Origin of the sequence: Aeromonas sp. ASNIH7 (genome assembly GCF_002903485.1) — a bacterium.
GTDB lineage: Bacteria > Pseudomonadota > Gammaproteobacteria > Enterobacterales > Aeromonadaceae > Aeromonas > Aeromonas caviae.
Genome location: NZ_CP026226.1, coordinates 802,101 through 822,555, shown reverse-complemented (window position 1 = coordinate 822,555; position 20,455 = coordinate 802,101). Strand labels below are relative to the sequence as shown.

The window sequence follows — 20,455 nt, the reverse complement described above, 5'->3', positions numbered from 1 at the left end:
TCCCTGTCATCAGGAGCGCTGGCGACAACGGCAGAGTCGAGAAAGGTCTCGGTATGGAAGGGAGTCGGCTTTGCTCGAACCCGCTATCGCAGCGCGATGGTATGCAGGCAAGAGCACTTGAATGTGCCGAACAGGCGAGCCGAGAACATCGGACACGCTTGGATAACCATTTTTTACCTCCTTGTGTTTCGTTATGGCAGGGTGCGGCGATTATAGGCACAGAAAAAAACAGTCGTCCATCCGCCCTGTGGGGGGCCGTGGGCACCGCATCGGGAGGCGCGGGGTAAAAAACGCCCCGTGATTCGGGGCGTGAGGGTTGTCAGTCGCGGGGGGTCTTGAGGGCCTCAATCACATCGTCACTGGGGGCCAGTCCCTCCACGTGGTTGAAGCTCTCCAGCCCCTCCTGGGGATTGATGGTGAGGGCGTCGGCGCTCAGGTAGCTGCCGCTGCCGGCGCTCTCCACCACGACGATGACTTCAGGCTGCTTGTCGCCGTTGAGATCCAGCAACTTGATCTCCTTGATGCTGCCATCGCGCGGCAGCACCTTGCCGTCGATGAACTGATCCAGCGGAAACTGCGGGTTGGCACCGGAGTAGAGGCGCACGTCGTAGCTGCCGGTGGAGGCGGGCTCGCCGCGCCCTTCGCTGACGGTCACCACCTGGCCGGAGGGGAGTGTCAGCTGTTTGAAGAAGCCGTCCGCCGCCTGGCTGGCGAGGGGCAGGGTGAGCAGGCCGAGAGTAAGGAATAAGGCTTTCATGAAGAGGACCCTTGTTGCTGCTTGTGTGTCTGTGACGGGCAGGGGACGCTTCCCTGCCACGTCGGAAGCGGGCAGGGGGCCGCTGGTCGGCCGCCCCCTGCCCGGGTTGTCATCACCATATCTTGACCCGTTTGGCCGGGTCCAGATAGAGCTTGTCGCCGGGCTGGATCTTGAACGCCTCGTAGAAGGCGGGGATGTTCGGTACCACGCCGTTGACCCGGTATTCCGGCGGCGAGTGGGGATCCGAGGCGAGCAGCATCTGCATCAGCTCGGGGCGATACATGCCCTTCCACACTTGGGCCCAGCCGAGGAAGAAGCGCTGCTCGCCGGTAAAACCGTCCAGCACCGGGGCCTCCTTGCCATCCAGGGAGAGCAGGTAGGCCTTGTGGGCGATGGTGAGGCCGCCGAGATCGCCGATGTTCTCCCCCAGGGTGAACTGGCCGTTGACGTACTGCCCCTTGATGGGCTCGAAGCGGTTGTACTGGGCCACCAGCCGGCTGGTGCGAAAGCGAAACTCCTTGAGATCCGCCGGCGTCCACCAGTCGCGCATCACGCCGTCACCGTCGGATTTGGCCCCCTGATCATCAAAACCGTGGCCCATCTCGTGGCCGATCACCCCGCCGATGGCGCCGTAGTTGACCGCATCGTCCGCCGTCATGTCGAAGAAGGGGGGCTGCAAAATGGCGGCCGGGAAGACGATCTCGTTGTTGCTCGGGTTGTAGTAGGCGTTCACCGTCTGGGGCGACATGTGCCACTCGTCCCGATCGACCGGCTTGCCGAGGCGCGCCAGGCTGTCGGCGTATTCGAAGGCGCGGGCCCGCTGCAGGTTGCCCACCAGATCGTCGGGGCGAATGGTGATGGCGCTGTAGTCCTTCCACTTGTCCGGGTAGCCGATCTTGGGTCTGAACTTGGCGAGCTTCTCGAGAGCCTGGGTCTTGGTGGCCGGGGACATCCAGTCCAGCTCTTGGATGCTCTGGCCGTAGGCGGTGCGCAGGTTCTCCACCAGCTGCTCCATACGGGCCTTGGCCGCTGGCGGGAAGTAGCGCTCGACATAGAGCTTGCCCACCGCCTCCCCCAGGTTGTTGTCCAGCACCCCGAGGGCCCGCTCCCAGGGGGCGCGCTGCTTGGGCGTGCCGCTAAGAGCGGTGCCGAAGAAGGCAAAATTCTGGGCATCGGTCTGGCTGTCGAGGTAGGGGGCGTAATCGGTGATGAGCTGCCACTTGAGGTAGGCCTGCCAGTCAGCGACCGGGGTCTGCTGCATCACCTCGTTCAGGGCCGAGAGGTAGGTGGGCTGGCCGATGACCAGGCTCTGTTGCCCCGCAAGGCCGGCCTGGGCCAGGTAGGCGTCCCAGTCAATGGCGGGGGCGAGGCGCCCCAGCTCGCTCACCGGTCCCTTGTTGTAGTTCTTCTCTCTGTCCCGCAGGGCCACGTTGTCCCACTGGATCTGGGCGAGCCTGGTCTCGAGGGCCAGGATGCGTTTCGCCTTGGCCTGGGCATCCGTCTCACCGAAGCGGGCCAGCATGGCGGCGATGTGCTGCTCGTACTTGTGCAGCAGTGCCTGGCTGTTGGGGTCGCGCTTGAGGTAGTAGTCCCGATCCGGCAGGCCGAGGCCGGCCTGGTAGAGGTAGACGGCATAGCTGTCAGGAGCCTTGGCGTCGGCGTCTATCCAGAAACCGAAGGGGGAGCCGCCACCGGTGCGGGCGCTCTGGGCGAAGGTGCGGGCGAGATCCTGCGGCGTGCTGATCTGCTCTATCTCGCTCAGCATCGGCAGCAGGGGCGTGGTGCCCTTGGCGTTGCGGGCGGCCTGATCCAGATAGCTCTGGTAGAGGTCGTGGATCTGCTGGGCAGGGGTGCCGGCGGCGGCCTTGCCATCCAGCCCCTCCACCAGCACCCGCACGTCCGCCAGGGATTTGTCCCGCAGCAGGTAGAAGGCACCGTCGGCGGGCCTGTCATCGGGGATCTTGGCCGTGGCGAGCCAGTGGCCGTTCACGTAGCGGAAGAAGTCGTCACCAGGCTTGACGCTGGTGTCCATGTTGGCCAGCGCAAGGCCGGAGTGTTTGTCCGGTTGGTTCGGTGCCTGACTGCAACCGGCCAGCAGGGCCAGCCCGACGAGGGTGGCCAGGATGTGTTTCTTGTTGTTCATTATGGTTTTATTCCAATTCGGGTTATATGGCTTCCTTGCCCACGCAGGGAGCGATTCACTCTAGCAGCCGGGTTAGCGCTTGATAAGCCCGACTCTGCTAAGATCGGCCTGGTCGTATTGGGGAAGCCTATGATTTCTCGTATTTATTCTCGTTTTTGTCAGACCCTGCCCGCGCCGGAAGGTTCCTGCGGTCTGCTGGTGGCTTTCAGCGGCGGGCTCGACTCCACCGTCTTGCTGGTGCTGGCGGCCCGTTTTGCCCGCGCCCACGGCCTCGCCCTGAACGCCCTGCACGTTCATCACGGCCTGAGCCCACATGCCGACGACTGGGTGACTCACTGCGAAGGGGTGTGCCAGCAACTGGCGGTGCCCCTCATCGTGGAGCGGGTGCAGCTCTGTCGGGGCAACGGGGAGAGCCTGGAGGCCCAGGCGCGGGCGGCGCGTTATGAGCGACTCGCCGCCCACCTGGGGGAAGGGGAGTGGCTGCTCACCGCTCACCATCAGGATGATCAGCTGGAGACCCTGCTGCTGGCGCTCAAGCGGGGTGCCGGTCTGCGCGGACTGGCGGGCATGGTGGCGAGCCAGCCTTTTGCCGCAGGCCATCTGTTGCGCCCCTTGCTCGACATGAGCCGGGCCGAGCTGGCGGAAGCCGCGCAGTCACTTCCTTATGGCTGGGTTGAGGATGAGAGCAACGAGGACCCGAGCTATGACCGCAACTTCCTGCGCCAGCAGATCATCCCCCTGCTCAAGGACCGCTGGCCCGCCATGGCCCGGACGACGGCGCGCACCATGGCCCTGTGCGCCGAGCAGGAGGCGCTCATCAGCGAGCTGGCCGAGGCGGACTGGCAGGCGGTGGGTGAGGGAGAAGGGCTGCGCATTGACGGACTCCTCTCCCTCTCCCCCGTGCGGCGCAACAACCTGCTGCGCCACTGGATCCGCCGCCAGGGGGGAGAGATGCCCTCCCGCGAGCTGCTGGGCCTGCTGTGGCAGGAGGTGGCGCTGGCGCGCGATGACGCCAACCCCAGGCTGAGCCTGCAAGGGTTGGCGTGCCGCCGCTATCAGGGGCGCCTGTACCTGGTGGCGCCGGATCTCGCCCCCCGCGAGGAGGTGCTGCCCATCCGGATGGAAGAGACGCTCACCCTGCCGGACGGGCTCGGGCAGTTCAGGCTCTGGAGAACGGATGGCGAAGGGTTGCGGACACCGAGGGGGGACGAGCCGCTCTCGGTGCGTTTTCAGGTCGCCCCCGGCGTCATGCTGAAACCGGTGGGGCGGGTGGGCAGCCGGCGGCTCAAGAAGCTGCTGCAAGAGTACGGGGTGCCCTCCTGGCAGCGGGGGCGCATTCCCATCCTCTACTACGGTGAACAGGTGGCACTGGTGGCCGGGCTCTTTGTCTGCGACGGATTTCTGGCGCCAGAAGAGGGGGTGGCGTGGGAGTGGCGGCCCCCCGTCACCCCGGATGCAGATTGACATCGCAGAGTGACAGGGGGCCGGGAGGGGAAGGGTGATGCCCTATTCGGGCAGGCCGGAGCCCCCGGCTTTCTTGCGGGCGTAAAGATGAGTATCGGCCGTCTCGTAGAGGCGCTGCACATCCATGCCCGACTGCCAGCTGGCGGCTCCCAGGCTGCACCCCACCGAGAAGGCGCTGAGCTCCTTGTGGCTGTGGAGCACATGTTGCAACCGCAGCCAGACCGGGCGCCAGGCCTCGGGGTCCGCGGGTTGCAGCAGCAGGGCAAACTCGTCCCCGCCGAGGCGAAACGCCTGATCCGTCCCGCGAATGCACCCCTGCAGCAACTGGGCGAAGCGGCTTAGCACCAGGTCGCCCACCGGGTGGCCCCAGGTGTCATTGACCTGTTTGAATCTGTCGAGATCCAGCAGCACCAGCACCAGGCCGTGGGGTTCCCGGCTGTGTTGCTCCACCGCCCGGCCGATGGCCTCGTCGAAGTAGGCGCGATTGCCAAGCCCGGTCAGGTGGTCGAGCCGCACCTGCTGTTCCAGCCGATCCAGCCGCAGATAGAGGGGCAGGGGGAGACTGAACAGCTGATGATATTGCTCAAGCAACCGCCTCTGGCCGTCGCTCAGAGGGTGCTCCAGCTCGTAGTGCAACTGGCCGAGCAACTGCTCGTGTCGTCCCCGTAGCTCGAAGCGATAGGCATGCAGGGTCAGCCTGGCCTGGGGCGGGTGCGAGATGAGGGGATGGGGCTGGCCACAGTCGAACTGGAGCGAGTGGATCCGGACAATGTTTGCCACCCGCTCGGCAAAGATTGCCAGCAGGGCGTCAAGATCCCGTTGCCCCAGCAACTGCTCTATCTGCTGATAGCGGTCCTGCCCGGTCAAGGGCGCAAGCCGCTCCATCTGCTGTACCCACTGCTCTATGCCATGTCCGAAGCCGTTCAATGACGATGTGTTTTCCACGTTACAGCCCTTACACCTCTCCATTCATTGCACAGGCTCCTGCAAGCCCTGTGCCTAAAATATGTCCGATGAAAAACAAGGGGGCTGGCTAGGCTTAACGGGATGAAACGGGAGGGGAAATTCCTGCCGCTGAGCGAGTGGCGTGCCATATGGGGAGCGGGCGCTGTGCTTGCTGTGTCAGGGAAGAGGGCGCCGGGCAGATGAAGGAGAGGGATGGGTGTACGCCGATGTGTTGATCCTGCTGATCTTCGCCGTTGTGCTGGTGGCCATTTTCCGGCGCCTCGGCCAGCCGGTGATCCTTGCCTATCTGTTTGCCGGCATGCTGCTCGGCCCCCACGGCGTGGCCATCGTCACGGGTCAGGCCATGATGCAGACCATAGGGGAGCTTGGCATCGTGTTCCTGATGTTCTCCCTCGGGCTCGAGTTCTCCCTGCCGCGTCTGCTCGCCATGCGCAAGCTGGTGCTGGGGGTCGGCAGCCTGCAGGTGCTGCTCACCTCACTGCTGTTTTTCGGGCTCGGCTGGTGGTGGGGGCTGAGCCTGGCCCAGGCGCTGGTGGTGTCAGGCACCCTGGCGCTCTCCTCCACCGCCGTGGTGATCAAGCAGCTCGGCGAGCTCAAGCAGCTCCATACCCGGCGAGCCCAGCTCGGGGTGAGCGTGCTGCTGTTCCAGGATCTGGCCGTGGTGCCCCTGCTGGTGATGATCCCCATCCTGGCCCAGCCCGAGGTGCAGGGTAGCGCCCTGCTGGCGGAGGTCGCCTGGGCCTCCCTCAAGGGGTTGTTTGCGCTCTCCGTGCTGCTGGCGGTGGGGAAGTGGCTGCTGCCCATGCTGTTTTTCGAGGTGGCGCGCGCACGTTCAGACGAACTCTTCGTACTGAGTGCCCTGCTGGTGGCATTGCTGGCGGCCTCCCTGACCCAGTGGATGGGGCTCTCCATGGCGCTCGGTGCCTTCCTGGCGGGCATGATGCTGGGGGAGTCCCACTATCGTCATCAGCTCGAAGTGGACATCAAGCCGTTTCGCGACGTGTTGATGGGGCTCTTCTTCATTACCATCGGCATGACCATGGACTGGGCGCTGGTGGCGGACGCCTGGTGGCAGGTGCTGGCCTGTGTGACGGGGCTCATCCTGTGCAAGTCGCTGCTCATATTGCTGGCGGGCCGTCTGATGGGGGAGCGCAAGCGCGACGCCATGGCCGCTGGCATCATGTTGAGCCAGGTCGGGGAGTTCGGTTTTGTGCTGCTGGCGCTGGCGAGTCATCACGGCTTGCTGGATCACCAGCTGGTCTCTCTGCTCATCGGCATCGGTGTCATCTCCATCGCCCTCACCCCCTGGCTGGTGTTGCGGGCGCTGGGGCTTGCCCACTCCCTCACCGACAGTGCCCTGCTCTCTCGCGCCGAGGTGGCCCAGTCGGGCCTGAGCAAACACCAGCACGTCATCATCGCCGGGTTCGGACGCACCGGCCAAACCTGTGCCCGCTTTCTCAAGCTCGAAGAGATCCCCTTCCTGGCCCTGGATCTCGATCCCGAGCGTGTGAGCGAGGCGAAGCTCGCGGGGGAGCAGGTGGCGTTCGGCGATGCCAGCCGGCGCGACATCCTGCTGGCGGCCGGTCTGTTGCGGGCGCGGCTGGTGATCATCACCTTCGACGATCAAAAGCGGGTCGATGCCATGCTGACGCTGATCCGGGAGCTGGCGGGGGAGATCAAGGTGCTGGTGCGTACCCGGGATGACAGTTTCCTTGAACACTACAAGCAGGCCGGCGCCTTCGAGGTGATCCCCGAATCCCAGGAGGGAGCCCTGATGCTGGTCTCCCACCTGCTGCTCAACTGCGACATTCCCATCGGCCGGGTGATCCGGCGCATGGAGCACGAGCGCAGCAGCCAGTATCGCTTTCTGCACGGTTTCTACTGGGGCGGCAAGAGTGCGGGCAATTTGGAGACGGATCAACAGCTCGAGCGGCTGCATCCCGTGCTGCTGCACGACCAGGCCTGGGCGGTGGGACACAGGGTACGGGATCTCGCCCTGGGAGAGGTGCGCATCAAGGCGATTCATCGCGGGGAGCGCAGCCTGGATCCCAGGCGCGAGCTGGTGCTGGCGGCGGGAGATACCCTGGTGCTTTTCGGCACGGCCGTGGCCATGGAACAGGCCGAGCAGCGCCTGCTGGAGGGACGCTAGGATCTCCTTGCCATGGGATAAGGCCCCTCAGGCCTCTTCGCGAAACTGCTGTTGCCTCCCGCTGCCCGGCAGGTCGAGGAAGGCCTCGATGCGCTGGCGGTGATCCAGCGCGTCCTGGTATCCCAGCTTGATGAGCCGCTGGCAATAGCCGGGGTCAAACATCAGGAAGCTGGCCAGGCTGCTGCTCTCTTCGCCGTTGACCCCGAGCACTCGCAGCAGACGGCGCAGCTGGGTCGGCAACCGTGGGAGGTATTCGAGGGCGATGAGGTCGAGATCCTGGCTGGGGCGGATCACGCAGGTCTCCACCTGGCGCAGTTTCAGTCGACTGCGCTCCCGTGCCGGAATAAGGGAAAGGGTCTGGTTGATGCGCCCGAGCCGCTCCAGATCCGAATTGAGGGTGTCGGAGAAGACGGTGTTGAGCAGATGGCTCGCGATGTTGGAGCTGGTCAGGTGCCCCTGGCGGGGAGTCGGGTTCTCCCTGTGAGGGGAGTCCAGGGTCACCAGCAGGATCCGCTCCGCCCCCAGGTGGATGGCGGGGCTGAGCGGGCTCAGCTGATGGATGGAGCCATCCCCGTAGACGCGATCGCCGATGGGGGTGGCGGGAAAGACAAAGGGCAGCGCCGACGAGGCCAGCAGATGATCCGAGGTGAGCAGGGTACGCAGGCCACGTCGTCTGGCGCGCTCCCAGGGCTGATGTTCGGCCCGCCCCTGGAAGAAGGTGGTGGAGAGGCCGTCATCGTAGTCGGAGGCCGTGATGGCGATGGCCTCCAGGCTGCCGTAGAGGATGTTGTCATCGATGCGGTGATAGTCGATGAGCTGATCCAGCAGACGGCGCAGGGGGGCGTTGTCAAACAGGTGAAAGGCTCGGTTGCTCTGGGGGGTGATGAGGCCGGCCGAGCCCTGATAGAGGGTGCGCCACAGCAGTTGGCAAGGGTGGAAGTCGAAGATGTGGTGGGTCTCGAATCGTCGCCAGACCCACTCCAGCTTGCGCACCCCCAGATGGAAACAGGAGGCGTAGCACGCCAGCGCCGTGATGTTGAGAGCCCCCGCCGAGGTGCCGCACAAAATGGGGAAGGGGATGCCGATGTTGCGGGGGTAGAGTTCGGCCACCGCCTTGAGTGCGCCGACCTGATAGGCGGCGCGGGCACCACCACCAGTCAGCAGAAGAGCAGTATTGGGTCTGGCCATGAGGGTGTGCCTTATCGTGATCGCCAGGGCGGGTTGCCACCGCGCAATTCAACTATAAGACGTTGTATACCGGATAAAAATGGGCCGCACGCTCAATTTTTGCGGCCCGTTTCATTTTCAGTTTGCCAAGGGCGTCTGGCTCAGTTGATCGAAGGCGGCGAAGGCTGGAGGGCTTGCCAGAATACGGCCATGGCCGAGCCCCCGGGTGCTCACCAGCCGGGTGCGGCCATCCTGGGCCGCGCGCAGGGAGTCCCGGTGGGGGGCGAAGCGGTCTTCCTCATCGTGAACGATGAGGGCGGCGCCGCTGCGCCGGGCGAGCCGGCCAAGGGGGTCAACCGTGCTGAGCGGGTGCTGGTATTCGTGTTCTATCTCCTTGACCACCGCATCGAACAGCCGGATGGAGTAGCCGGAGCGCGCCACCATGCCGTAGAGCTGGGGCACGTAGTCGAGTACCGGGGAGATGAGCAGCAGCGGCAGCGCATCGATTGCCGGGTGACGGCTGCTGAGGGTGACAGCACCCCCCATGCTGTGGGTGATGACGCCCTGGACGGGGCCGACCCGCTCGAGGATCTCGTCGAAAGCGCGCACGAAGCGGGGCAGGTGACCCCTGTTCCCTTCGCTCCGGCCGTGGGCGGGGTGATCGTAGGCGAGCGCCGTATAGCCCTGGGCGGCGATGTGGCTCATCAGCGGATAGAACTGGCTGGCACTGCCTGACCAGCCGTGCATCAGCAGCCAGACCGGCCCCTGCCCGAGCCGGTAGCTCATCAGGGTCCCTTCACTGGTGTGGATGGCCTGCTCGACCAGGCCAGTCGGGGCTGCGACGCCCCGGGTCGCCCGCTGCGGGGTGAGCAGCAGCTTGCTGGCGGTGCGCTTGGCGTGGGTGGGCGCCAACACGTGATGCAGGCGGGTGCCGAGGCCCAGCAGCAACTTGCTCGGGCTGAAGCGGCGTGTGTTGAAGTAGATCTTGCTGCTCATGGTCATCCTGTGTCTTTTGTGTGCGAACGGTCGTGCTTTTTTGCGAGTTTTTAAAAGGAAGAGCCCGTCGGGTCAGCGCCAGCTGGTCAGCAATTGTTCCACCTCGGGCCAGAAGTGGCGGGCCGGATCCTCGCTGAGCGCCAGGGCATGGAACACCTGATCCCCGAGATAGAGGCCATAGAGGCGATAGACGGCGCGCCAGGGATCGAGATCGCTGCGCCACTCCCCTCTGGCCTGCCCCTGCACTACCTGGCGTGCCAAGTAGTCGAGCCAGAAACGGACCAGCTCGCGTGCCGCCTGCTGGACCTCACCCTCCTGGGCGGAGGTCCAGGCATCGAGGAACATGCAGCGGCCGGCAAAACTCTGGTTCCAGGCCAGCCAGGCCTGCAACAGGGCGAGCAGTTTCTCCTGCTGGGTGGCGTACCCCTGTTGGCGCACCGGCTGGATCACCCGCTCCCGAAATACCTCGGCGGAATGGGTGAGCACGGCGATCTGCAGGTTGTCACGGGACTGGAAGTGGGCGAACAGACCGCTTTTTGACATCTCGCAGGCCGTTGCGAGGGAGCCTATGGTGAGGCTCTCCAGCCCCTGCTGGCTCGCCTGCTCGAATGCAGTCTGCAAAATGGTGTCGCGGGTCAGACGTCCCTTGCTCATCCGGCTCTCCTCTCTCTGGGCTGGCAGCATAAAGTACGACCGTGCTAATTGTCGAGCCGCAAATGGTGCAGGGAGGCCGTTTCCGGCTGCCGCGGGGGGCAAGAGAGTCTTCTGGGAGGCGGGTGTGGCTGGCTTGTTACGAGCCAGCCGGGGACGAGCTCAGTCGTCCTTGATGCCCATTTGCTGCAGGGCGATGACCGCCTGGGTGCGGTTCTTGACCCCGAGTTTGCGGAAGGCGGAGTGATATGGGCTCTGATGGTGGCAAGGGGCTCAACTGTCCTTGATATCCATCTGCTGGAGGGCGATGACCGCCTGGGTGGGGTTTTTGACCCCAAGTTTGCGGAAGGCGGAGTGATATGGGCTCTGATGATGGCAAGGGGCTCAACTGTCCTTGATATCCATCTGCTGGAGGGCGATGACTGCCTGGGTGCGGTTCTTGACCCCTAGTTTGCGGAAAATCGCGGTGATATGGGCCTTGATGGTCGCCTCGGAGACGTTGAGCTCCCATGCGATCTGTTTGTTGAGGCTGCCATCCCGCAACATGATGAGCACCTTGTATTGCTGGGGGGTGAGGCTGGCCAGCTTGGTGGCGAAATCGGGCCCTTCGCTGGGCTCGGGATGGAGGGAGATCCCCTCGGGCACCCAGTTGTCCCCCCCGATCACCGTATTGAGGGCGCTGACCAGCTCTTTCATGGGGACGGACTTGGGAATGAAGCCGAGCGCGCCCAGGCGCAGCACCTGCTGGATGATGGCGGGATCCTCGGAGGCCGAGACCACGACGATGGGGAGATCCGGGTGATGTCCGCGCAGATAGGCCAACCCCTCGAAGCCGTTGGCCCCCGGCATCTTGAGATCCAGCAGCAGCAGGTCGACGTCGGGATGTTCATCGAGCAGGTGGCTCAGGCTGTCGATGGAGTCAGCCTCCAGCAATCTGGCGTCGTCGATGGCCATGTGCACCGCTTGATAGAGGGCGCCCCGAAACAGGGGGTGGTCATCTGCGATGACGATGGTAAATTGGCTGTCCATAGCTCACATTGTTGCTAACTGATTGTTTTGAAAAATCAAACTAGCACTGCTACCCAAGTGGGTCAAACCCGCCAGTACGCAAATGTGAGGTGGTCATCGGATGTCGTGCCACGGGGCCGGCGGGATGGCCAGTAAACAACCCATGCAGGAGGCAATCGATGGGATCCCTGGTTTTGACGGTGGGCACGGGCTCCACCTGGGCAATGAGAACGGCGCTGGTGCTGGCCATGAGCGGGCTCAAGTGGCAGGAGCAGGTCTTCGATCTGGAAGATGCCAAGGAGCTGCAACGGCTCAAGCGCACGGCCCCCGCCGGCCTGGTGCCCTGGCTCGACGACGGTGAGCTGCGTATTCACGACTCTCTGGCCATCGCCGAATATCTCCACGAGTGCTGCCCGGAGCGTCACCTTTATCCGGTGGACAAGGCCGAACGGGCCCTGGCCCGCAGCCTGTGCGCCGAGCTGCACGCCGGTTTTCGCCAGATCCGCACCCTGCTGCCCTTCTTCCTGGGGGCGCCCACCCAGAGTGAACCGCCGGTGGAGGTCATTGACGAGCTGGCCCGGTTGCAGACCCTCTGGTCCCAGGCGCGGGGGCCCTTCTATTTCGACGAGGCGAGCATTCTGGATGCCTTCTATGCGGTGATGGCCTATCGACTGGCAAGCTATGGCATTTCGCTGCCCGGTCAGGCTGGCGCCTATCAGCAGGCCTTGCTGGCCTGGCCCCTGTGGCAGGAAACCCTGCTCAGGGCGAGGTTGCAGTGGCCAAAGGCGGCCCGCCAGTCTGATTGATGCGGGCGTCGGCAAGACAAAAAAGGGGAGCCATCGGCTCCCCTTTTTATTCAGGCCAGGTCGCTATTTCTGCCGACCTGCGAAGACCACGACCACTTTGTCTTCTCCTTTCTCCCGCACGAAGCCGTAGGGGGCATCGGAAATCTTCTTGTGGCTGCCCGCCGCGATGGCAGGGTGGGCGGCACGGAACTGGCCGAGCCGTTGCCAGTGCTTGACCAGCTCCGCCTTCTCGCCACTCGCCAGCTCCTGCCAGTTCATGTCCGAGCGCACGCTCTGATCGAACACGCCGCCATCCTTGGCAAGCCCCCGGCCGGACTCGTCGCCATAGTAGATCTGGATGCCCCCCGGCAGCAGCATGAAGCTGTTGGCCACCCGCCGTTGCAGCGCCACGTCCTGGTAGTCGCCGAAGAAGAGCTTGGTGTCGTGGGAGCTGATGTAGCTCAGCACGTTGAACTCGGGATCCTGGTTGATGCGGCTGGCATAGCTCGCATAGGTGGGCTCTGCCCCCGCCATGCACTGGGCCTGGGGCAGGGCGAATTCACGCTGGTAGTCGAAGTTGATCAGGGAATCGAAGCCGTGCTGGTACCAGAAGTCCTTGGCGACCCCGTGATCCCACACCTCGCCCACCATGTAGAAGGGAAGGTCATCGAGGGCCTTGCCCGGGTTGGCGGCCTTCCACTCCTTGAGCGCGTCGGTGCCCGCCTGCTTGAGCCTGGCCCAGACCGCGGGCTCCAGGTGCTTGACGGTGTCGGCACGGAAGCCGTCGATGCCGAAGCGGCGCACCCAGTCGGTGTGCCAGGCAATGAGGTAATCGCTCACGGTGGCGTTGGGCAGGGCCTTGGCCCTGGTGTCTTTTTTGGCAGCGAGCAGCGGTGGCAGCCCCACCGATCTGGTGGATTCGGTCAGGAAGTCCGGCAGTCCCGCCACCGAGCCGGTGACGTCGTCGGTGCCGGGTTGCGGGTAGCCGGGCAGGCCGGCCCGCACCCAGTCAGGGCCCCACCACTTGTCCCAGTGGGATGACTGGTAGTCGATGAACTGGTTGTAGCCATGCCAGTTGAGGCCGCCGCTCGGGCGCCATTCGTTCCAGCGACTCGGCAGTTTGCCGGTGTTCTGGGTGAGATCGGTGAGCCCCAGATCCTGCAAGTCGGCGAGGGTGGCGTAGCCTGCGTGGTTCATCACCACGTCGAGGATGATCCGCATGCCGCGCTTGTGGGCCTCGTCCACCAGGGTTTTCAGGCTCTCTTCGTCGCCGTAGTTGGGATCTATCTTGGTGAAGTCGAGCGCCCAGTAGCCGTGGTAGGCGTAGAAGGGGAAGTTCCCCTGTTCGCCACCGCCGATGAAGCCGTGGACCTGTTCCACCATGGGGGTGATCCAGATGGCGTTGATGCCGAGTTGCTTGATGTAGTCGAGCTTCTCGGTCAGCCCCTTGAAGTCACCGCCATGCCAGGTGGCCACTTCGTCCTGACCATCCTTCTGACGACCGAAGCTGTGATCATTGGCGGGATCGCCGTTGTGGAAGCGGTCGGTCAGCAGAAAATAGACGCTCGCCTGATCCCAGCTAAAGGGAGCAGGCTTGGCGGCCTTGACCGGCTCGAGCAGCAGCAGGCCGCCGCTCTCCTTGCTCGGTGTCAGGGTGATCTTGCCGCCCTTGACCACGGCTTCCTGTCCCGAGTAGGCATCCCGCAACCGGGTGCCGTCGGGCCAGACTCCCTTGAGTGATGTCGTGACCGGGCCGCCATCCCAGCTGATGCAGGGCTCTTCCGGAGGCTGGCGTTTGAACTCGCTCTTTTTGGTTGCCCGCAACACCTTGAGGCTGGGGGTATCGGGGTTGAAGGTGAACTCGTAGTCCCCCGCCAGCATCACCCTCAGATGGAAGTCTGTCCCCTTGTTGCACTTGTCCATGGGCTGGGCGGTGCCGAAGGGAAGGGGCTTGGCCTCGGTTGGCCCGAAGCTGGTGCCGCAGCTGTTGCCCGCATCGCTGATGCGGATCTGGTGGCTCCCCTTGTCCAGTCTGTGGGTCAGGGTGACGGTGCCCTTGTCCAGCGTCAGCGCCTCGGCCACCGGTTTGCCATCCACATGGAGATAGACCTCGGGGGCGGCCATCGCCTGACCGATGAACAGCGGTGTGGCGAGCACGGCCAGCCACAGGGGTGATGGGCGAAGAGCGGGGCGCGAAGAGAGACGCATAAGCCATTCCTTGAGCAGAGTGTGAGGAGCAGGGTCCGTTGAGGCACTCATTCTAGGGCGCGCTGGGGCAGGCTTGGACCGGTAAAATACCGATTTGTGACGTCAGTTCAAATGGTTACGTTTTCAAGAATGGAAAAGTGTGAACCGGGTGTCGCGGCCATGAAAAAGCCGGTCAGTTGACCGGCTTGTAGGCATTCGGGGTGGCGTCACACGGTGAAGAACTTGAAGTTGACGAAGGCCACCGCGATGAAGGAGGCAACCATGCCGCTGATGCAGAGCACCGCAGGGCGGATGGCAGGCCAGCGATGGGCCAGCAGCACGATGGCCAGCAGAGTCGGATAGAGGCCGAACATGTAGCGGGGCATGGCGTTGAGACCGGTCATCAGGGGGATGGTGCAGCAGATGAACATCAGGGTCGCTTCGGCCCAGCGTTTCTGGCTGAACAGGTAGCCATTCAGGCACCAGCCGAAGATCACCATGATGGAGAGATAGGCCTTGCGCCCCCCCAGCTCGAAGCCGCTCAGCCACCAGTCCAGGGGGCTGTCCATATAGCGGCCCCAGGCCACCTGTATGTGCTTGAAGGCCAGGGCATCCCCGGTGAGGTGATAGAGATAGACCATGTAGGAGAAGAGGCCGAGGGGAATGAGCCAGAGGGTGAACACCACCTTGAAGGCGCGCTCGGTGAAGCGGAAGAACTCGCGCCAGCCGTAGGCCTGCAGGGCCAGGATCAGCACCGGGAACACCATCATCACCCCCAGGTTGCGGGTGGCGGAGATGAAGATGCCGAGGAAGGCGACCATGAGCCACTGTTCGCGGTAGGCGAACAGGAACATTCCCAGCATCAAGGCCATGAACATGGGCTCGGTATAGCCGGAGACGAAATAGGCGGAGAAGGGGGAGAAGGCCAGCAGCCAGACCCCGAAGCGGGCGGTGTCGTCCCCCAGCTTGAGCTGGCGCAGCACCAGCAGCATCAGGGGCAGGCTGATGAAGAAGGCGATGTTGGCTACCAGCATCAGGCCGATGAGGCTCTCCATGTCAAACAGGCTGGAGAGACCGCCGGCCAGCATGGGATAGAGTGGCATGAAGGCCCAGTTCGCCGCATTGCCCTTGCTCAACCAGCGTGGATAGAGGTCGTAACCATTCTCGATGATGCGCTGGAACCAGACGCAGTCGAACTGGCAGTAGGCCTGCAGCGGCCCGATGTCGGTGGCGCCATAGAGCTGGACGCCGAAATAGCCCATGCCATAGAGCGCCACCCGGCTCAGCACAAAGGCGGCGACAATCATCAGCCAGTCGCGGCCGCTGATGCGCAGTGACGGGCGATAGGGGAGTGCAGCCCCGGTTGACGGGGCGGTATTGGTCATATCATTCATCAGGCAAAAACCCAGATACGGGAGAGAACGTAGGTGAGCACGGTGACGGTCAGGGTGGCGATCACCACCGGCAACAGGCCGGAGAGACCGGCAAACAGCAAACCGCTCAGGATGAGGTTACGCACCGCCAGAGAGAAGAGGGCAACCAGCAGGAACTTGCTGGCGGCACCTTGTTTCTGAAAGGTGATGTAGCGATGGCCGAAGAACGAGAACCAGAACGCCACGGCAAAGGCCAGGGTCGTGACCAGGTGCTCGGAGATGGCCGGCCAGGTATGAAACAGGGCGATGGAGGTACCCAGATCGACGAGGGTGGCCCCCCCGCCGACAAAACCGAAGCGAACCAGCCGCCAGAATTCCTCGCGGGAGATCATTGAGACGCCTGCTCCTGCTGATCATCAGCGGCTTTCGCGGCGGCCTTCTTGCCAGCGCTCTTCTTGCTGGTGGTGGGCACTTCCTGCTTCTGCTCTTCATCCTGCTTGGCGTACTGGCCGTAGACCCCTTCGATGAGGTAGACGGGGCGCTGTTTCACCTCGACGAACATGCGGCCGATGTACTCGCCGATGATGCCCAGCGACAGCAGCTGGATGCCGCCGAGGAACAGCATAACCGACATCAGGGAGGCGTAACCGGGCACGTCGATGCCGAAGAAGAGCACCTGGGTGATGATCTTGAGGATATAGAGGAAGGCGATGAAGGAGACACCGACCCCGATGTAGCTCCACACCCGCAGCGGCCAGCTGGAGAAGCTCATCAGGCCGTCAAGGGCGAAGTTCCACAGCTTCCAGTAGTTGAACTTGGTTTCGCCGGCATGGCGGGCCGGGCGCTCGTAGGGGACGCCGACGGCGCGAAAACCGGCCCAGGCGAACAGCCCCTTCATGAAGCGGTTGCGCTCCGGCAACTGCTTGATGGCCTCGACCACCTTGCGATCGATGAGGCGGAAGTCACCGGCGTTCTCCGGCAGCTTGGTGCTGGTGGAGAGGGCGTTGAAGAAGCGGTAGAAGCCACCGGCGGTCAGGCGTTTCATCGGGGTATCGGCGCTGCGATCCACCCGGATGCCGTAGACGGTGTCATAGTCGCCGGTCTGCCACAGCTTGACGAACTCCAGAATGAGAGAGGGGGGATCCTGCAGGTCCACGTCCATGGGGACGATGGCGTCGCCCTTGGCCTGGTGCAGGCCGGCGGTCATGGCCGCTTCCTTGCCGAAGTTGCGGGCCAGGTTGACCAGGGTCACACGGGGATCCCGGGCGATGGCCTGCTCGACCACCTCACGGGTGCGGTCACGGCTGCCATCGTTGACGAACACGATTTCAAGCTGGTCTTTGAGCGGGGCCAGTTCGGTATCTATCGCGCTGATGAAGGCGTCTATGCTCTCTTCCTCGTTGTAAACGGGAACGACCAGAGAGAGTCGAAAATCGGCACGGGACATGGGAACTTCCTTATTGAAAGAATTATTTTACGGAACAGATGCTTGGGGCATTCCGCTTCACTGAGCCACGGTCAGTCGCACGGACTGGACGTTGAGCGGTGTCGGGGCGGAGAGCGCCAGGAAGTTGGGACGCTTGGGATCGGCGGTCAGGGAGTCGCCCGGCAGGCTGAGGCGGATCTCGTTGATGCCCGCCTTGGCCAGCTTGACCGTGGTGGTGAAATCATGACCCAGCGCCACCTTGAGCAGGGCACCAGCCTGGGGGCTGTTGATCCTGGCCTGGATGGTGAGCTGCTCCGGCTGGGCTTGCTGCTTGGGCAGCACGAAATAGAGACCGCCCTGACCGCTCAGCTCGGTGCCTTGCTCGCTGGGCTTCTTGGCCCAGCCTTCGCTTGAGAGGAAGCGGCTCGGCTTGGTCAGGTTGAGTTCGTTGCCGGGCTGGTAGGTCATGCTGGAGTTGTGCTCCCAGAAACGGGTCTTGCCTTCCAGGTAATAGAGCTTGTAAGCCAGGCTCACGTTGGGGTGAGCGGCCAGATAGAGGGTATAAAGGTAGAAACCGCTCAGTGCCAGGATGGCAGCCAGAAAACCGAACTTTTTGTAGGTCATATTACTCACTCGACGCCCGACAGATTGATAGGCAGATTTCGCGCATATGCTAATCCAATTGCAAAAAAAGCATAGTGGATCACAAAAATATATTTGCTCACATATTAACCCTCAATCACCCTGCTTACAAAGGGGCTTTGGGGTCGTTTGCTTCCTCTTCTTGATTGTGGCTTTTTCGGCGCCAACCTGTCTGCCGCCACCTGGGGCGCATCAGGCAAACGGCTGATATTGTGCTTTGTTGTGGCAGGATCTGTCGCCATTTCACCCGGGCAGAATTAAGATGGCCTGTCCCGTCGTCAAGGATGACCCATGAGACTCTTCTCTCTGTGTGTGCTCTGCTGTCTGCCCCTCCAACCGTTGTGGGCGCAATCGTTCTGCTCCTCCCCCCTTCGCGTCGGTTTCGATGACTGGCCCCCATACCACTATTACCAGCAAGAGGGCGCACGTCGGGAACTGCGTGGATTTGCGGTCGACTACCTCAATGCCGTGTCGAATCGGCTGGGGTGTCGTCTGGTCTATGTGGAGCGTCCCTGGAAGCGGGGGTTGCACGATCTTGAGCGGGGTCGGCTGGACATCGTGATGGAGGCGTATTTTGCCGATGAGAGGGCGCGTTATGCCTGGTTCTCCATCCCCTACAACCCGGGCCGGACATCGCTCTGGGTACGCAAATCCGGTACCGGTGAGGAGTCGGATCTGGCGAGCTGGCTGGCCCACGGGCATCGCCTCGGTGTGACCAGGGACTACTATTACGGCCCGGAAATCACCAAGGTTCTGCAGCGATACCGCAACCAGGTGAGCGAGGTCAACGATGTGCAAAACTATCGCAAGCTGCTGCTTGGGCGGATAGACGGTTTTCTCGGGGATAGTCTGGCCACGCCCTGGGGTCTGAAGAGAGAGGGGCTGTCGGATGCGGTCGTCCCCCACACCATGGCGATCCATGAGACGCCCACCTTTTTCATGTTGAGCAAGAAGACCCTGTCCGGGGAATTCGTGGAGCGGTTCAACGAGGCGATAGTGGCCGTCGGTGACAGCGGGGAGCAGGAACTCATCTGGCGTCGTTACACCTCCGTCCGCTAGCAAAGTCGCCAGCATTCACGCATCATGGGGACCTGACCGTCGCGCCTGACAGGCCGAAATGAACCGATTTGAGGCAAGCGTGGTAAGAAGCATGGGTAAGAAGTATTGGTTGGCATTGGCGAATCTCATCTGGCTGGGCTGCTGGCCGGCCAGTATGGTTCATGCCAGCACGGAACAGACGGTAGTGGCCAGTCCCAGCATTCAGCATGACTGGTATCAGAACGAGGTGGCCGAGCAGGCTCGTCATGAGCTTGAACAGCAGTTGCAGGAAGCGGTGCTGGCCCAGTTGCATCCGGATTTCTACCGCCTCTGGCAGCAGTTGCAAAAGACCCCGGCGGATCGACGCGGTGCCCTCTACGATGAGGCCTTTGGCAAGCTGGCCCGGTTCCAGCAGGCCTGGCGAGGGATGGATCTGGTCGCGCGCGAACAGATGCAGACCCTCAAGCTGGATCTGAACCGCCCCCTGGCCCATGCCCCCCAGGGAGACAATCTGCTGGAGCAGGTCAGGCAACTCAGGCCACAGGTGGCGGAATACGACGCCGTGCGCGAAGAAGTGCGCAAGCTGCTGGCCATGCCCATGGCCAAGCACTGGCCCACCCTCTCCATGTCGACCCTGCGGGCCGGGGAGAGCTCGACCGAGCTCGGCCAGATCCGCTCCATCCTGAACGAACTGGGGGACAGTGCCCCAACTCACCAGGACAGCCTCTACGATCCCGAGACCGAACAGGCCATCAAGCAGTTCCAGCGCCGCCACGGCCTGACGGCCGACGGCATCATCGGCCGTCAGACCCGCAGCTGGCTCAATACCGGCCCCGAGGTGCGCGCCAGCCTGCTGGTACGCAACCTGTGGCGCCGTGATCTGGTGGATCACCTTGCCGGTCGCTATGTGTTGGTCAACATTCCGGACTACCGCCTGAGCGTGGTGGAGTCTGGCAGCGAGGTCTTCACCAGTCGGGTCATCGTCGGCAAGGAGCAGCGGGCCACCCCCATCCTCGCCAGCGAGATCCGCTCCATCGTGCTGAACCCGGCCTGGCACGTGCCGCGCTCCATCCTGAGCAAGGACATTCTGCCCAAGCTCGGGCGCGATCCTGCCTACCTGGATCGCGAACAGTTCGAGGTGATCGACGGCGAGGGCAATCCGGTGCAGTTCAGCGAAGATGGCTGGCACCATGCGCTGGCCTCCGGTTTCCCTTACCGGTTGCGGCAAAAGCCGGGGGATCACAATGCCCTGGGTCGCTACAAGTTCTATCTGCCCAACAACGATGCCATCTATCTCCATTCCACCCCGCGCAAGGCGCTGTTCGAGCAGGGGGCCCGTGCCTTCAGCTCGGGTTGCATCCGGGTGGAACACGCCGACGATCTGGCAGAGCTGCTGCTGGCGGACTCCCGCTATCAGCCGGACAAGGTGGCCAGTATCCTGAAAGAGACCCAGACCAAGTGGCTGCCCCTGAGCAACCCTATCCCGGTGTTTACCGTCTACTGGAGCAGCTGGATTGATGAAGAGGGACGTCAGCAACTGCGCAACGATATCTACGGATTCGACAGAGTCAGCTATCAAAGCCGCTTGCTGTGATCCTCGCCACAGAGTGAAAAGCCCGGCCCGTGCCGGGCTTTTTCATGGGTGAATGGGGTTTGACAGCGCTTTTTCTGGCAGGTAGTTTCGGCCCTTGTATCAAATTCAT

17 protein-coding genes and 1 pseudogene are annotated in these 20,455 nt (G+C 63.2%); 5 read left to right on the top strand and 13 right to left on the bottom strand.

The window, feature by feature from the left end:
• Positions 1-319 precede the first annotated feature (319 nt).
• Positions 320-757: a PliI family lysozyme inhibitor of I-type lysozyme gene (locus C2U47_RS03665; protein WP_010673427.1), complete on the bottom strand. Its 438-nt coding sequence runs from the start codon at positions 755-757 to the stop codon at positions 320-322.
• Between the two features lie 112 nt (positions 758-869).
• Positions 870-2,900, bottom strand: a complete 2,031-nt coding sequence (locus C2U47_RS03660) for a M13 family metallopeptidase (protein ID WP_010673428.1) — start codon at positions 2,898-2,900, stop codon at positions 870-872.
• A 129-nt stretch (positions 2,901-3,029) separates the two neighbouring features.
• Between C2U47_RS03660 and tilS the strand changes: the two genes are divergently transcribed.
• The gene (tilS, locus tag C2U47_RS03655) at positions 3,030-4,364 is read left to right on the top strand and encodes a tRNA lysidine(34) synthetase TilS (RefSeq protein WP_010673429.1); all 1,335 of its coding nucleotides are present in this window, start codon (positions 3,030-3,032) and stop codon (positions 4,362-4,364) included.
• 42 nt (positions 4,365-4,406) lie between these two features.
• Here the strand turns inward: tilS and C2U47_RS03650 are convergent, their stop codons facing one another.
• Complete coding sequence (locus C2U47_RS03650) at positions 4,407-5,333, bottom strand: GGDEF domain-containing protein (RefSeq protein ID WP_039039444.1); 927 nt, start codon at positions 5,331-5,333, stop codon at positions 4,407-4,409.
• A 193-nt stretch (positions 5,334-5,526) separates the two neighbouring features.
• On the opposite strand from C2U47_RS03650, the gene C2U47_RS03645 reads away from it, so the two are divergent.
• Positions 5,527-7,479 carry a monovalent cation:proton antiporter family protein gene (locus tag C2U47_RS03645; protein WP_010673431.1) on the top strand — a complete coding sequence of 651 codons (1,953 nt, stop codon included), beginning with the start codon at positions 5,527-5,529 and terminating at the stop codon, positions 7,477-7,479.
• Between the two features lie 27 nt (positions 7,480-7,506).
• Here the strand turns inward: C2U47_RS03645 and C2U47_RS03640 are convergent, their stop codons facing one another.
• From C2U47_RS03640 to C2U47_RS03615, 5 genes and pseudogenes are all read right to left on the bottom strand, one after another.
• Positions 7,507-8,667 carry a patatin-like phospholipase family protein gene (locus C2U47_RS03640; protein ID WP_010673432.1) on the bottom strand — a complete coding sequence of 387 codons (1,161 nt, stop codon included), beginning with the start codon at positions 8,665-8,667 and terminating at the stop codon, positions 7,507-7,509.
• Between the two features lie 117 nt (positions 8,668-8,784).
• Positions 8,785-9,642, bottom strand: coding sequence for an alpha/beta hydrolase (locus tag C2U47_RS03635; RefSeq protein ID WP_010673433.1), 858 nt, complete (start codon positions 9,640-9,642; stop codon positions 8,785-8,787).
• Positions 9,643-9,714: 72 nt separating this feature from the next.
• Positions 9,715-10,296: a TetR/AcrR family transcriptional regulator gene (locus tag C2U47_RS03630; RefSeq protein ID WP_010673434.1), complete on the bottom strand. Its 582-nt coding sequence runs from the start codon at positions 10,294-10,296 to the stop codon at positions 9,715-9,717.
• Between the two features lie 159 nt (positions 10,297-10,455).
• Positions 10,456-10,559 (bottom strand): annotated as a pseudogene (locus tag C2U47_RS23605) (LuxR C-terminal-related transcriptional regulator); the annotation flags it as partial.
• 118 nt (positions 10,560-10,677) lie between these two features.
• Entirely contained in the window at positions 10,678-11,322 is a 645-nt protein-coding gene (locus C2U47_RS03615; RefSeq protein ID WP_010673435.1) for a response regulator transcription factor, read from the bottom strand.
• Between the two features lie 158 nt (positions 11,323-11,480).
• On the opposite strand from C2U47_RS03615, the gene C2U47_RS03610 reads away from it, so the two are divergent.
• Entirely contained in the window at positions 11,481-12,107 is a 627-nt protein-coding gene (locus C2U47_RS03610) for a glutathione S-transferase (protein WP_010673436.1), read from the top strand.
• 63 nt (positions 12,108-12,170) lie between these two features.
• Here C2U47_RS03610 and C2U47_RS03605 read toward each other — a convergent pair whose 3' ends face one another.
• The 5 genes from C2U47_RS03605 to C2U47_RS03585 all read right to left on the bottom strand — a co-directional run bounded on the left by C2U47_RS03605 (position 12,171) and on the right by C2U47_RS03585 (position 17,696).
• Positions 12,171-14,294 (bottom strand): alpha-amylase, encoded by a 2,124-nt coding sequence (locus tag C2U47_RS03605; RefSeq protein ID WP_010673437.1) that lies wholly within the window; start codon positions 14,292-14,294, stop codon positions 12,171-12,173.
• Between the two features lie 206 nt (positions 14,295-14,500).
• Positions 14,501-15,667 carry a membrane protein gene (locus C2U47_RS03600; RefSeq protein WP_029313951.1) on the bottom strand — a complete coding sequence of 389 codons (1,167 nt, stop codon included), beginning with the start codon at positions 15,665-15,667 and terminating at the stop codon, positions 14,501-14,503.
• Positions 15,667-16,038 carry a GtrA family protein gene (locus C2U47_RS03595; protein ID WP_010673439.1) on the bottom strand — a complete coding sequence of 124 codons (372 nt, stop codon included), beginning with the start codon at positions 16,036-16,038 and terminating at the stop codon, positions 15,667-15,669. The genes C2U47_RS03600 and C2U47_RS03595 overlap by 1 nt, the downstream gene beginning before the upstream one ends.
• Positions 16,035-17,093 (bottom strand): glycosyltransferase family 2 protein, encoded by a 1,059-nt coding sequence (locus C2U47_RS03590; RefSeq protein WP_010673440.1) that lies wholly within the window; start codon positions 17,091-17,093, stop codon positions 16,035-16,037. The genes C2U47_RS03595 and C2U47_RS03590 overlap by 4 nt, the downstream gene beginning before the upstream one ends.
• 57 nt (positions 17,094-17,150) lie before the next feature.
• Entirely contained in the window at positions 17,151-17,696 is a 546-nt protein-coding gene (locus tag C2U47_RS03585) for a hypothetical protein (protein WP_010673441.1), read from the bottom strand.
• Between the two features lie 309 nt (positions 17,697-18,005).
• Between C2U47_RS03585 and C2U47_RS03580 the strand changes: the two genes are divergently transcribed.
• Entirely contained in the window at positions 18,006-18,773 is a 768-nt protein-coding gene (locus C2U47_RS03580; protein WP_010673442.1) for a substrate-binding periplasmic protein, read from the top strand.
• Between the two features lie 91 nt (positions 18,774-18,864).
• The gene (locus C2U47_RS03575; protein WP_029313953.1) at positions 18,865-20,346 is read left to right on the top strand and encodes a L,D-transpeptidase family protein; all 1,482 of its coding nucleotides are present in this window, start codon (positions 18,865-18,867) and stop codon (positions 20,344-20,346) included.
• Positions 20,347-20,455: the final 109 nt, after the last annotated feature.

Excerpts from the sequence above, each read along its gene's own strand:
- C2U47_RS03575 (WP_029313953.1), top strand. The coding sequence starts at position 18,865 with ATGGGTAAGAAGTATTGGTTGGCATTGGCGAATCTCATCTGGCTGGGC.
- C2U47_RS03630 (WP_010673434.1), bottom strand. The coding sequence starts at position 10,296 with ATGAGCAAGGGACGTCTGACCCGCGACACCATTTTGCAGACTGCATTC.
- C2U47_RS03640 (WP_010673432.1), bottom strand. The coding sequence starts at position 8,667 with ATGGCCAGACCCAATACTGCTCTTCTGCTGACTGGTGGTGGTGCCCGC.
- C2U47_RS03650 (WP_039039444.1), bottom strand. The coding sequence starts at position 5,333 with ATGGAGAGGTGTAAGGGCTGTAACGTGGAAAACACATCGTCATTGAAC.
- C2U47_RS03610 (WP_010673436.1), top strand. The coding sequence starts at position 11,481 with ATGGGATCCCTGGTTTTGACGGTGGGCACGGGCTCCACCTGGGCAATG.
- C2U47_RS03585 (WP_010673441.1), bottom strand. The coding sequence starts at position 17,696 with ATGACCTACAAAAAGTTCGGTTTTCTGGCTGCCATCCTGGCACTGAGC.
- C2U47_RS03580 (WP_010673442.1), top strand. The coding sequence starts at position 18,006 with ATGAGACTCTTCTCTCTGTGTGTGCTCTGCTGTCTGCCCCTCCAACCG.
- C2U47_RS03590 (WP_010673440.1), bottom strand. The coding sequence starts at position 17,093 with ATGTCCCGTGCCGATTTTCGACTCTCTCTGGTCGTTCCCGTTTACAAC.
- C2U47_RS03660 (WP_010673428.1), bottom strand. The coding sequence starts at position 2,900 with ATGAACAACAAGAAACACATCCTGGCCACCCTCGTCGGGCTGGCCCTG.
- tilS (WP_010673429.1), top strand. The coding sequence starts at position 3,030 with ATGATTTCTCGTATTTATTCTCGTTTTTGTCAGACCCTGCCCGCGCCG.
- C2U47_RS03605 (WP_010673437.1), bottom strand. The coding sequence starts at position 14,294 with ATGCGTCTCTCTTCGCGCCCCGCTCTTCGCCCATCACCCCTGTGGCTG.
- C2U47_RS03635 (WP_010673433.1), bottom strand. The coding sequence starts at position 9,642 with ATGAGCAGCAAGATCTACTTCAACACACGCCGCTTCAGCCCGAGCAAG.
- C2U47_RS03615 (WP_010673435.1), bottom strand. The coding sequence starts at position 11,322 with ATGGACAGCCAATTTACCATCGTCATCGCAGATGACCACCCCCTGTTT.
- C2U47_RS03595 (WP_010673439.1), bottom strand. The coding sequence starts at position 16,038 with ATGATCTCCCGCGAGGAATTCTGGCGGCTGGTTCGCTTCGGTTTTGTC.
- C2U47_RS03600 (WP_029313951.1), bottom strand. The coding sequence starts at position 15,667 with ATGAATGATATGACCAATACCGCCCCGTCAACCGGGGCTGCACTCCCC.
- C2U47_RS03665 (WP_010673427.1), bottom strand. The coding sequence starts at position 757 with ATGAAAGCCTTATTCCTTACTCTCGGCCTGCTCACCCTGCCCCTCGCC.